Annotated in this window: 10 protein-coding genes; 9 read left to right on the top strand and 1 reads right to left on the bottom strand. The window is 65.6% G+C overall.

All coding sequences use genetic code 11. The annotated features are described in order from the left end of the window. Window positions 1-170: 170 nt before the first annotated feature. The 3 genes from EIZ44_RS46020 to EIZ44_RS35830 all read left to right on the top strand — a co-directional run bounded on the left by EIZ44_RS46020 (window position 171) and on the right by EIZ44_RS35830 (window position 3249). The gene (locus EIZ44_RS46020) at window positions 171-302 is read left to right on the top strand and encodes a hypothetical protein (RefSeq protein ID WP_255443398.1); all 132 of its coding nucleotides are present in this window, start codon (window positions 171-173) and stop codon (window positions 300-302) included. Window positions 303-361: 59 nt separating this feature from the next. Next, complete coding sequence (locus EIZ44_RS35835; protein WP_037817282.1) at window positions 362-1672, top strand: flavin monoamine oxidase family protein; 1311 nt, start codon at window positions 362-364, stop codon at window positions 1670-1672. A 71-nt stretch (window positions 1673-1743) separates the two neighbouring features. Then, window positions 1744-3249 carry a PucR family transcriptional regulator gene (locus EIZ44_RS35830; RefSeq protein WP_037817285.1) on the top strand — a complete coding sequence of 502 codons (1506 nt, stop codon included), beginning with the start codon at window positions 1744-1746 and terminating at the stop codon, window positions 3247-3249. A 40-nt stretch (window positions 3250-3289) separates the two neighbouring features. Here EIZ44_RS35830 and EIZ44_RS35825 read toward each other — a convergent pair whose 3' ends face one another. After that, the gene (locus tag EIZ44_RS35825; protein WP_051171849.1) at window positions 3290-4192 is read right to left on the bottom strand and encodes a bifunctional methylenetetrahydrofolate dehydrogenase/methenyltetrahydrofolate cyclohydrolase; all 903 of its coding nucleotides are present in this window, start codon (window positions 4190-4192) and stop codon (window positions 3290-3292) included. Between the two features lie 270 nt (window positions 4193-4462). On the opposite strand from EIZ44_RS35825, the gene EIZ44_RS35820 reads away from it, so the two are divergent. The 6 genes from EIZ44_RS35820 to EIZ44_RS35795 all read left to right on the top strand — a co-directional run bounded on the left by EIZ44_RS35820 (window position 4463) and on the right by EIZ44_RS35795 (window position 12321). Next, a complete protein-coding gene (locus EIZ44_RS35820) occupies window positions 4463-6910 on the top strand; it encodes a GcvT family protein (protein ID WP_037817287.1) in 2448 nt (815 codons plus the stop codon). Beyond that, complete coding sequence (purU, locus tag EIZ44_RS45250) at window positions 6907-7761, top strand: formyltetrahydrofolate deformylase (RefSeq protein WP_037817289.1); 855 nt, start codon at window positions 6907-6909, stop codon at window positions 7759-7761. The genes EIZ44_RS35820 and purU overlap by 4 nt, the downstream gene beginning before the upstream one ends. A 111-nt stretch (window positions 7762-7872) precedes the next feature. Continuing rightward, window positions 7873-8262 (top strand): cupin domain-containing protein, encoded by a 390-nt coding sequence (locus EIZ44_RS35810; RefSeq protein WP_063697534.1) that lies wholly within the window; start codon window positions 7873-7875, stop codon window positions 8260-8262. Window positions 8263-8549: 287 nt separating this feature from the next. Next, a complete protein-coding gene (locus EIZ44_RS35805) occupies window positions 8550-9401 on the top strand; it encodes an FAD binding domain-containing protein (RefSeq protein WP_037817292.1) in 852 nt (283 codons plus the stop codon). Then, window positions 9398-9904, top strand: coding sequence for a (2Fe-2S)-binding protein (locus tag EIZ44_RS35800; RefSeq protein WP_037817294.1), 507 nt, complete (start codon window positions 9398-9400; stop codon window positions 9902-9904). Before EIZ44_RS35805 ends, EIZ44_RS35800 begins: the two co-directional genes overlap by 4 nt. Beyond that, complete coding sequence (locus EIZ44_RS35795; protein ID WP_051171848.1) at window positions 9901-12321, top strand: xanthine dehydrogenase family protein molybdopterin-binding subunit; 2421 nt, start codon at window positions 9901-9903, stop codon at window positions 12319-12321. The genes EIZ44_RS35800 and EIZ44_RS35795 overlap by 4 nt, the downstream gene beginning before the upstream one ends. Window positions 12322-12511 lie beyond the last annotated feature (190 nt).

Genomic DNA, 12511 nt, shown 5'->3' with positions numbered 1-12511 from the left:
TTCCGTAGATGTTCCTGCCGTTGTGCTTCGCACATACTGGGACAGCGTCTGGAGCGGGCACCGGTGCGCTCGGCGGGGAGGGAGCACCAGATGAGTACCGACAGCGCGCCCCGGCAGGCTTTCTGGTGTGCAGCCGGAAAGCCGGGTCGTTGCCCGCCCAGGGATACGGCATGTTGCGGCCGATCGCCGTTCCGCTCACGGGCGTGACGGGCAGCAGCACCTGGCTGGCCGTCACGTTCGCGGCGCGTCGGCAGCGCGCCGACGACCTGACCCGAGTTGCTCGGACGGCAATCGCGCCATGATGTTCAACCTGTGTACGGCGATTGCCGGCCAGGCCGGCCACCGAGGCGAAGGAGCTCTCATGACCTACGACACGATTGTGATCGGAGCGGGTTTCGCCGGGCTCCGAGCTGCACGTGAACTGAGCGCGGCCGGACAGACTGTCCTTCTGCTCGAGGGCGGCGATCGTGTCGGCGGACGGGCCTTCATGCGGCCATCGGCGACTTCGCCTTCCTTGTTCGTCGAGGCAGGCGGCGCCTACATCTCACGGCACCACCATCCCCGCGTGGCTGCGGCGATCGACGGGTACGGGCTCGGTACTGAACCGGCCGCGCCGGCAACCGTGTTCCGCAACAGGCTGGGCCCCGGGAACCACGACTCGGCGTTTCCGATCCCGATCGAGGAGGCCGTCGAAGCCGAGGCGGCCCTGTATCAGATCCTCCACGACGCCCACCGCATCGACGCCGAGGCTGGTTTGGACCGCCAGGGCCTGGACGACTTGGACATCTCGCTGCTGGAATACGTCGATGCACTGAGGCTTCCTCCAGTCACGCGCCAGCTCGTGCTGTCGTGGGGCTGGAACATGATGGGCCAGCCGCCTGCCGAAGCTTCGGCTTTGTGGGCACTGCAGTTCGTTGCTGCGCACGGGCACAGTCTGCTCAGCGTCGTGCTATCGATCGACGAAGTCCTGGCCGAAGGAACCTCGGCGCTGGCAGCTGCGATGGCCGCCGACGTGCCTGATCTACGGTTGAACGCTTTTGTCAACGCGGTCAGGCAGCGATCGGAGGGCGTGGAGGTGATCGTTGACGGAGACGAGGTCCTCGCAGCGCACGACGTCGTGGTCGCGACGCCCTTGAACACGTGGCGGAACCTCGATTTCGATCCTCCGTTGCCGTCCGCACGGGCCGCATTGGTGGCGGAGGGCCACGGGTGCCGCGGGCTGAAGCTGCTCATCGAGGTCAAAGGTGCGCCGGCGGGGATTTCATGCACAGGCGACGGAGTCTTCCCGACCCTGTACGACTACCTGGCCACCAAGGACGGTGGGCGGATTCTCGTGGCGTTCACCGACTCGAGCTCGATCGATCCCGCGGACGCCGTGGCCGTCGAAGCCGCGGTGCACCACTATCTGCCGGACGTGACGGTGGTCGGGGTCGACTACCACGACTGGGCGAACGACCCGCTGTTCCTCGGCCCGTGGGTGTCGCCGCGAGTCGGGCAGTTCAGCAGGGTCCACAAGGCGCTGGGGGATAAGCACGGCGCAGTGCACTTCGCGGGCTCCGACGTTTCGTTGCGCTTCCCGGGGTACATCGAGGGGGCGTTCGAGACAGCGGACCGGGTGGTGGCCGAAATCCTTGCCGCGTCGTCATCACCGGAGACGGCGAAACCGGCCTGAGCACATGAAGCGGGACCTCGGGGACCAGCTGGCGCCGCTGGTCGGCAGCCGTGGGAGGAACAGAGGACAAGGTGAGCCTGACCGTCGACTCCTTGGTGGAGAATCCGCTCATTCGCACCCGCATCGTCGCGGGGAAAAGTGGCGGTGGCCGGGTCGTTGCCTGGGCGCACACCTGTGAGTTGCGCGACCCCTGGAACTGGCTCGGAAGCGGCGACCTCTTGCTGACGGACGGCTACGGGTTCCCGGCGGAACCCGCGCGGCAGATCGAGTTCATCGACAACCTCGCGCGGGTGGGAATTGCCGGACTGGTTCTCGCCGAGGGCTTCGTCGCGCCGACGCTCAGCCAGTCGGCGAGGGACGCGGCAGAGGAACGCGCGTTCCCGGTGCTCAGCACCGAACGCAGCGTTCCGTTCGTCACGATCGCCCGGCTGGTCGCCGACAGCAACAGCGGTCGGTCCGGCGCGCGGCTGACCTGCGTGCTGCGCCTGTACGACGTCTTGCGCCGTTCCCACCTCCGCGACCGAGACGCGGTCAACCTGCTCGACGACCTCGCGCGAGAGGTCAACGCAGAGTTGCACGTCATCGACGTCGTACGAGGTCGTGAGCTCATGCCGACCCGGGAGCCGATGGCTGAGAACCTGCGCGCTGCCGTACTGGCCAAGGTCAAAGAGCACGCCGGCATGCTTCCAGCGTTCAGCCGGGTGTCGACGAAAAACCTGGAAGCTCTCGTGTTACCGGTCGGCCGCCATGACACCACCGCACTCGTTGCCCGCGCTACGCCTGCCGACGATCTGCCTGACCCCGTGTTGGCGCAGCACGTGGCGATGATCGCCGAAATGGACGTCGAACGTCGATGTGCCAAGGCGTTGCGTACCCGGGAGCGCCGCAGCGCGCTGGCCAGACGGCTCGTGGACGGCGCACTCGCGCCCGAAGCTGCCGTCTCCCAACTCGAGTTCTTGGGTCTGGGCACCGGCCCGTGGCGAGTCGCCATGTGGGAGGCCGTGGCACGAGAGGATGCGGCCGGCCTCGAAGCGGAGCTTGTGGCGCTGGAAGTTCCGAATCTCTACCTTGCGAGCGGCGATGCCCACCTGCTCGTTCTACGGGAAGATGCTTCGCCGGATGCCTTGCAGTCATCGCTGTCGCCCTGGCCGGCAAGGGTCGGCCTCAGCCAGCCGGTCCTGTCGTCCACGCGATTTCCCGATGCTTTCCGAGAGGCGAAGTGGGCTCTCGAAGGTGCGCGCGCGTTGCAGATCGACCTGTCAGTGTATGGAACGCACAGCTCGCATTTCCTGCCTCGCACGGTCGCGGAAGGCGAAGCTGCCGTGTCCAGATTGCTCGGCCCGATCATGGAATACGATGCCAAAAACGACACGCAGCTCCTGCAAACACTCAAGGTCTTCTTCGAGGTCAACCGGTCCTGGCAGGAGGGTGCGAAGCGACTCGGAATACACAAGCAAACGCTGGCCTATCGCATGAAGAAAGTTGAGGAGCTGACTGCCGCGGATCTGCGGGACTTCGGGTGCCAGGCAGAACTGTTCTTCGCGATACGGACGTGGTCCCTTCTTCAACTGGGGTGACCTGGGACGAAATCCGGGCTGTTCGGTGTCAAGCTCACGTTCAGGATGCCGAGCCAGCCGACTGGGGAAGCTGGTCTTGGCCCCACAGGCCAGCGGACCGCTCAGCCAGTTCGACGACATTGCTCAGCAACATGGCCCGCGTCATCGGCCCGACGCCACCCGTCGCGCGCGTCCACTTCCCGGCCACGTGCTCGACGTCAGGATGGACATCGCCCAGAACGCCCTCGACGGTGCGGGTGATACCCACCGACAGGACAGTCGCCCCCGGTTTGATCCAGTGGGGCTTGACCAGGTGCGCAACGCCTGCCGCGGCGATCACCACATCCGCGACCCTGGTGTGCGCGGCGACATCCACGGTCGCCTCGTGGCAGAGAGTGACGGTCGCGTGTTCGGTCGGCCTGGTCAGCATCAACCCGAGCGGCCTGCCCACCGTCGTCCCGCATCCGATCACACAGAATTGCTTGCCGGTGATCGGCACCTGGTCGCGCCGAAGGAGTTCGAGAATTCCTCGGGGCGTGCACGGCAACGTGCCGGGCCTGCCAAGCAGCAAACGACCGAGGTTGGTCGGATGAAGACCGTCTGCATCCTTGTCGGGATCTATCGCCTCCAGCACCACACGCATGTCGATGTGCGACGGCAGCGGCAGCTGGACGAGGAAGCCCGAACACTCCCGATCCTCGTTGAGACGAGCGACCTCGGCAAGCACCTGTTCTTGAGTCGTGTCGACGGGCAGCTCGACCTGGATGGACTGCATCCCGACTTGCGCGCAATCCCGATGTTTTCCCGCGACGTAGGCACGCGAAGCGGGATCGTCGCCGACGAGGATCGTTCCGAGACCAGGACGCTGACCCATGCCGGCGAGCCGATCGATCCGCCCTGCCAGCTCGCATTTGACCTCCTGCGCGGCAAGACTCCCGTTGATCACAGCCGCTGAATGTCGCACTGGGTTGCCCTTTCGTCCGCGTCCGACCTGAGTGAAACATCGCGAAAGAAGACTGTCCGAGGCCGACTGCGACCGGTACTGGCCGATCGCACGACATACGCGGCAGCACTGCATCGATCGTCCGAATCGCGGGCCTCGCGTGGCGGATGAGGTAGCCGGCGCCTTTCACCCTGATCGATCGAACAGGTGCAATGGGCCTGTTCGATCGATCGTCGCATGGAGAGGCGGCAACGCGACCAGCAAAGTGGTGTCCAAGGGAGGGCGGATTTCATGGGACTCAGGTTGCCCGCGCGGGCACAGGTCGTCATCGTCGGCGGCGGCATCGTCGGCGCCAGCACCGCGTACCATCTCGCGCGCCGCGGCTGGACCGACGTGGTCGTACTGGAGAAGAACACAGTGACGTCCGGCACCACGTGGCACGCGGCCGGCCTCGTGACCCAGGCACGCGGGACGTACGGCACGCGCGCGATCGTGCGACGCAGCCTCGAGATCTTTAAGTCCCTTGAAGAGGACACGGGGTTCTCGACCGGCTTCGTCGAGACCGGCACGCTCAACATCGCGACGTCTGCGGCTCGCATCGATGAGTTGCGCCACCAGGCCAGCGTCGTTCGCAGCAACGGGATCGAAGCGGAATTGCTCGACGTCGAGCAGACGATCCGGGTCCATCCGCTGCTGAATCCCGACGGGCTGCACGGAAGTCTCCACTTCCCGCGAGACGGCCGAGGAACCGCGACCGACACGACGATGTCGCTGGTTCGGGGAGCGACGCGCCGCGGCGTGCAGGTACTGGAAGGCATCTCGGCCGTCGACGTGCTCACGTCTCACGACCGGGTCGTGGGCGTCCGTACGGCGCAGGGAGACATCGAGGTGGAGTACGTAGTCAACGCGACCGGACTGTGGGGGCGGGAATTCGGCGCCAAAGCGGGTGTGGAAGTGCCGCTGCAGGCATTGGCGCACTACTACGTCGTCACCGACCTGATTCCGGACTTGCCGCGAAACCTGCCGACGGTCAAAAGCGGCGACGAGTACGCGTACGTGAAGGACGAAGCCGGCGGGCTGATGGTCGGGTTCTTCGAGCCGGGAAGCTACGCCTGGGGCAGCCAGGGAATCCCGGCGGACAAAGGATTCGTGCAGCTGCCCGAGGACTGGGATCACCTCGGCCCTTACTACGAGAAGCTGATCCACCGGATGCCCGTCCTCAAGGACGCGGGAATCCGCCTCCACTTCTGCGGCCCGGAAAGCTTCACCCCGGACGGCCAGTACCATCTGGGCGAAGCCCCGAACCTGCGCAACTACTTCGTCGCCGCCGGGTTCAACTCCGTAGGCTTCCTGTCGGGACCGGGTGCCGGCTCGGTGCTGGCCGATCGGATCGTGGACGGCCGCAGTCCGGTCGACCTGCCCGAAACCGACTTGGGCCGGGTGCAGCGGCACGAGACGAATCGGCGGTTTCTCGAACAACGAGCGCTCGAATCACTGGATCTGGCCTACGAAATCCATTGGCCGTTCCAACAGCGCACCAGCGCCCGCCCTTTGCGGATCAGCCCGTTGCACGGCAAGACCGCGGCGGCGGGTGCGGTTTTCGGCGAGCTGTGCGGCTGGGAGCGGGCGAACTGGTACGCGCCGTCCGATGCGGAGCGACGCTACGAATACACCTTCGAGCGGCAAAACTGGTTCGAGCACTCGGCGGCCGAACATCGCGCCGTCCGGGAACGCGTCGGCGTGATCGACACTTCCTCCTTTGGGAAGCTGCTGGTCCAAGGACGGGACGCGGTGCGTGTGCTGCAGCGGCTGTCGGTGAACGATGTCGATACCCGAACCGGGCGGATCACATACACACAGTGGCTCAACGAGCATGGCGGGATCGAAGCGGACGTCACCGTGACCCGGCTCGACGAGGACCGGTTCCTCGTGCTCTCCGGACCCGCGACGGTCAACCGGGACCTGGCCCACCTGCGGCGGCACCTCACCGATCAAGACTTCTGCACCGTTGCCGACGTAAGCGGGACCATGGCGATGCTCGCGGTCATGGGCCCGGACTCCCGTCGGCTCCTCCGGCAGGTGACGGACGCCGACTTGTCATCGGAAGCATTCCCGTTCGGCGCATCGGCCGAAATCGACCTCGGCCTCGGCTTCGTGCGCGCAACGCGCGTGACGTACGTCGGCGAGCTCGGATGGGAGCTGCTGATCCCCGCCGAAATCGCGCACCATGTCTGGGACGTGCTCTTCGAAGCCGGGCAGTCGTGCGGGATCAAGCCCGCCGGGTATCACGCGATGAACTCCCTGCGGCTGGAGAAGGGCTACCGCAGCTGGGGCCACGACATCTCGGCCGGCGACAACCCGCTGGAAGCAGGACTCGGTTTCGCCGTGAAGTGGGACAAGCCCGGTGGGTTCATCGGCAGGGAAGCCCTGGCACAGGCCAAAACGGCGGGAGTCTCGCGCCGGCTCGTCCAATTCACGCTGACCGAGTCCGACGCGCTCCTCTTCCACGACGAGCCGATCTTCCGGGACGGACATCTCGTCGGCCGCGTCGCGTCTGCTCAGTTCGGCCACACCTTGGGAGCCGCCGTGGCGCTCGGCTGGGTGAGTGCCCCCGAAGCCGTCGCCCGGACCTGGTTCGAGGAAGGGGACTACGAGATCGAGACAGGCAATCGCCGAGTGCGGGCGCGAGCGTCCTTGCGTCCCCTGTACGACCCGAAGTCGGAAAGGCCCAAGTCGTGACAAGTGAAATCGTGTTGACGTTGTCCTGCGCCGATCGGCCGGGGATTGTCGCGGCGGTCGCCGGATTCCTCGCCGACCGAGGGTTCACCATCCGAGACAGCCAGCAGTTCGGGGATGAAGCTACCGGTCTGTTCTTCATGCGGGTCCACGCCGCGGAGGGCGCACCCGTCGATCTCTCGTCGCTGCGCTCGGAATTCGGCTCCGTGTCTGATCCGTTGGACATGACTTGGGCAATTCACGACCCCGGTCACCGTCACCGGCTGCTCGTCATGGTGTCCAAACAGGGCCACTGCCTCAATGATCTGCTGCACCGGGTCCGGACGGGTTCGCTGCGTGCGGAGATCGTTGCCGTGGTGTCCAATCATGAGGATCTGCGACCATTGGTGGACTGGCACGGGATCCCGTTCCACCACGTTCCGGTGGCACCGGACACGAAACAGCGGGCGGAGGACGAGCTGCGGAAGCTCGTGACCGCATACTCTGCGGAGACTGTGGTCCTCGCTCGCTATATGCAGATCCTGTCCGACAGCCTCTGCCGGGAACTGCGCGGGCGTGCCATCAACATCCACCACAGTCTCCTCCCCAGCTTCAAGGGCGCCCGACCGTACTTCCAAGCTCACGCTCGGGGCGTCAAGGTAGTCGGCGCGACAGCCCACTACGTGACGTCGGATCTCGACGAAGGACCGATCATCGAGCAGGGGTTCGCGCCCGCCGATCACAGTCATTCCGCGGCTGCTCTGACGGAGATCGGCAAAGACTTGGAAGCTTTGGCGCTGGCACGCGCCGTGGCAGCGCATGCGGAGCACCGGGTGATGATCAATGGAAACAAGACGGTGGTCTTTCGGCGGTAGGAGGCTTCGCGGAGAGCCGGCTGCCGGGAGATCCGGCGTGACCAGCTTCCAGCGCACGGCCGACTTCGCGCGCCGAGCGCCAACCTGACCACCCGAACGTTAGGGACGACCATGACGATGACACACCTCGAAGATGCCGTGACGACGCAACTTCCCGCGTCTACGCCGAAATCCACCAGCCTGAGCGACCAACGTGAGGCTACCCTCCCCGTCTGGTCCGCAGGCACCGTCGAAACCGGGGTGTGGGAGTGCGAGCCGGGTGTATTTACCACCGCCCGGAACGGTTCCCACGAGATCTGCCAGATCTTGGCCGGTTCCGCCACTCTCACGGGCGAGGACGGGCAAGTTGTCCGCCTGGTCCCCGGTTCCATCGTCGTACTGCCCGACGGGTGGAAGGGCAGTTGGCGCGTCCACGAGAGCCTTCGCAAGACGTATGTGATCGTCCACGTCAGCCGGGACGACGCCGACAATGTCCGATTGGCGGCAAAAAGGCTCCCGTGAGCGAACTCTCCGACGTGTGTGACTTTCTTGCCGCCGAAGGTGCCTGGTCGCGACGCCGGCGGCATCTCAACAGGATCCAGGCTGATCCGGCCCATGGCCCCGTATTTTTCCGACCTGCCCTGCCGCTCGCCGGGATGAAGCGTTGCAAAGACCCATCGACGCGGCAGCAGCTTACCTGAAATAAGCATGATGTGCACAAAGGAGCTTCTTCGGTTGTCATTGTCGGTCAGAGCGCAATCTCTCCAGGTGCGGCACAGTGAATCAGCCGAACCCGACAGGAGGGCGCCGTGAAGCTACCCGCGCTGCGGTACGTCGCACCGCGAACCATCGAACAGGCGTGTGCCCTGCTCGACGCAGACGATGACGCCAAGATCGTCGCTGGTGGCCAGAGCCTGATGCCGCTGCTGGCCATCCGGCTCGCCATCCCGTCGACGCTGGTCGATATCGGACGGATACCAGGCCTGGACCGGATCGAGGAAGCGGGCGACTATCTGCGTGTCGGGGCGATGGTCACGCACGAGAGGGTGATTACGTCGCCCCTTGTGCGCGAGCGGTTGCCGCTGATGATCGAAGCAGGGCGCAACATCGCGCACGTCCAGATCCGGTCGCGGGGCACCATCGGCGGCTCGATCGTGCACGGCGACAACGCGGGCGAGTGGCCGCTTGCGCTGTTGACCCTGGGCGGCGCGGTCGAGGTGCAGAGCGTGCGGGGACGCCGGACGATTCCGGCCGAAGAGCTCTTCCTCGGCCCTTACATGACAAGTATCCGGCCGGACGAGATCCTCACCGACGTGTGGTTGCCGACCCACGCCCGTGGTTGGAGCTTCCACGAGGTGGCGCGCAGGGCGGGCGACTACGGCCTGGCGCTGGTCGGCGTGCGCCTCGAGTTCAACGCCAATACGTGCACTGCGGCGACGATCACCGTGGGCGCGGCGGTAGGGACTCTCCAGCGTGTGACGGCCGCCGAGGAGGCCGTCATCGGGTCCGATGTGGACAGAGATGCCGCCAGATCGGCCGGCGAGGCAGCAGCTGCCTCGTTGTCCTTCATTTCGGACATCCACGGATCCCGTGAGTACCGCGCTCATCTCGTCGCTGGACTTGTCGAGCGCGCCGTAGCAGACGCAGGAGGTCGTCGATGACCACGAAAGCCCAACCCGCCGAGCATCTCGACGTGACGATTCGCGTCAACGGGCGGGAGACCACAACCAGGGTCGCCGCACGGGACAGCCTGGCCGATCACCTCCGAGATCAACTCGGGCTGACCGGCACGAAACTGGGCTGCGAGCACGGAGTGTGCGGAGCATGCACCGTGCTGCTCGATGACAAGCCGGTGCGGTCATGTCTGATGCTGGCAGCACAGGCGGACGGCCACGAGCTGCGCACGGTGGAGGGCCTGGCCGGACGAAGCTCGCTGTCTCCGCTGCAGGAGTCGTTCCGTCGGCAGCACGCGTTGCAGTGCGGCTTCTGTACGGCCGGGTTCCTGATGTCGGCGACGGCACTTCTGGAGCACAATCCGCGGCCTACCAGAGAGGAAGTCGTGGACGGGCTGTCCGGTTGCCTGTGTCGTTGCACCGGTTACGAAAAGATCGTCGAAGCTGTTCTGGACGCGGCGCACGGCAACGCGAACGAGGTCGGCCAATGACCGCAGCTGACCAGACGAACCAGGTGAACGGGCCGCACTCGAAGACACCGCAGGTCGCGGCACGGGCCGTGGGGGCGCGCGTACAACGGCATGAAGACCCTCGGCTGCTGACCGGCCGCGGGCAGTATCTCGCCGATGTGCGGCTGCCCGGAAAGTTGCACGCGGCCTTCGTGCGCAGCCCGGTTGCTCATGCCCGGATCACCGGAATCGACACCAGCGCAGCTTCCGGTCTTCCCGGCGTCCACCTCGTATGGACCGGTGCCGATGCGGCCCGGTTCTGCAGCGGTGTCGAAGGCGTCCTCAACGTCGAGGGCTGCGTTCCGACTGTCATGCCCCTCATGGCCACCGACGTCGTACGGTATGTCGGCGAGTCGGTGGCGGTCGTTGTCGCCGACAGCCGTGCAGTGGCCGAAGATGCCGCCGATCTGGTCTCCCTCGACTTCGACGAGCTGCCGGTCGTCGTCGACCCACTGACGGCCCGCAAAGGAGGCCCGGCCGCCAACGAGCAGCTGAGCGACAACATCGGCCTGCTCGGAGGAGCGACGTTCGGCGACGTCGATACCGCATTCGACGAGGCACACCGAGTCGTGGAGGCGACTTACTACACCGGTCGGCTGGCGGCATTGCCCATGGAGACCCGCGGATGTATCGCCGACTACGACTGGACAAGCCAGAACCTCCGGGTCTGGACGTCGAGCCAGGTGCCGCACTACGTGCGGTACTGCCTGACTGCCTACCTGGAGTTCCCCGAACACCGGGTCGAGGTGCTGACCCCCGACACCGGAGGCGGGTTCGGGCAGAAAGCGCACCTGTACCCGGAGGAACTGATCATCCCGCTGCTCGCACGTGAACTGGGATCGCCGGTCTCCTGGGTCGAGGACCGCCGCGAGAACCTCATGGCGGCGACCCACGCGCACGAGCAGTTCGTCACGATCGCCTACGCCCTCGACGAGCAGGCGCGGATCTCCGCCGTGAGAACCCACGCTCTCGGAGACGGCGGTGCCTACCATTCGGTGCCCTGGTCCATGGCCGTCGAGCCCTGGTGCGCGGCGGCCGTCACGCCGACCGGCGTCTACGACATTCCCGCGACAACCTACGTGTACGAGGCGACTGCTACCAACAAGTGCCCGGTCGGCGCCTACCGCGGAGTCGGATACATGGCCGGGACGCTTGCTCGGGAGGCGCTGGCCGACGAGGCGGCACGGGCGTGCGGCATGTCGCCGTTCGAGTTCCGGCGCCAGAACGTGGTCAAGGGATTTCCCTGGGTCAATCCACAGGGAATCTGCTTTGACGAAGGAAGCTGGCTCGAGACCATCAACATGCTGGAGAAGATGGTCGACTATCCGGCGTTCCTCGCCCGGCAAGCCGAGGCCAGGGAACGGGGCCGCTACCTCGGCCTCGGGTTGAGCGTCTTCGTGGAAAGCAGCGGTGAGAGCACGGCCATGGGAGCCGTTCACGGCCTCCCCGACGTCTATCACGACACCGCGACCGTCCGGATGGATCCCAACGGATGCGCCACCGTCACCATCGGACTGACGACGCAGGGCCAGGGAAACCGGACGACGATGGCCCAGGTCGCCGCGGACATGCTCGGAATCCCGTACGAGAACGTCACTGTGCGGGCAGGCGAGTCGACTTCGCACGCGTACGGCAGCGGAACCCTCGGCAGCCGGGGCGCGGTGGTAGCCGGCGGTGCCGTGAGCAGCGCCGCCCACGTACTGAGGGAGAAGATCATCGCTGTCGCCGCATCGATGCTCGAGGCCTCCCCGGACGACATCCAGCTGGAGGACGGCAGCGCACGTGTCGCGGGCGTACCGGACGCCTCCGTCAGTGTGACCGACATCTGCACGTCCATCTATTTCGACTCCACTGTCTGGCCGGATGGATTCGACCCGGCGATGGAAGCCACGGCTGCCTACGATCCGTCCCGGCCGATGTTCTCCAACGGCGGCCACGCGGTGATCGTCGAGGTGGACGCGTTCACGGGCTTCGTCAAGGTGGAGAAGGTCTACTCCGTGGAGGACGCCGGCACCATCATCAATCCCGACATCGTCGACGGCCAGATTCGCGGCGGGGTGGTCCAGGGAATCGGCGCGGCGCTCTTCGAGAGGCTTGTCTACGACGGCGACGGCCAGTTGCAAACCACCACGCTGCTCGACTACCAGGTCCCGACCATGGACGTCTCGCCTCCGTTCGAGATCGCCCATCTGTGCTCGCCCTCCGCGCACACCGCCTATGGCGTCAAGGGTATGGGCGAATCTGGGCTCATCGCAGCCCCGGCAGCGGTCCTCAATGCCGTGAACGACGCATTGACGCCCTTCGCCGCCATCATCCGAGAACTGCCCGCCACCCCTGAGCGCATCTTCGACGCGATCAGGAAATCCCGTGAACAGCCGAAAGCGCAGTCGGTCAGTTGAGCAGTCGCCTTGACGCTGAGGTCAAATGACCTCAGCGTCAAGCCGAGTGCTCCAGCAAGACCACGAAAATAGTCGAAACGATCAATTTGCGAGCCGTGCCGATCTTTTGTTAAACGTTTACCGGAAGCATCAACTCTTCCGGTGTTTTGCGGCACTGTAGTCGCTGCAATTTGATCATATGCAGACTGCG

It is taken from the genome of Amycolatopsis nivea (assembly GCF_004522235.1).
Taxonomy (GTDB): Bacteria; Actinomycetota; Actinomycetes; order Mycobacteriales; family Pseudonocardiaceae; genus Amycolatopsis; species Amycolatopsis nivea.
The sequence above is the reverse complement of the archived record's forward strand: the minus strand, read 5'-3'. Positions and strand labels throughout refer to the sequence as shown.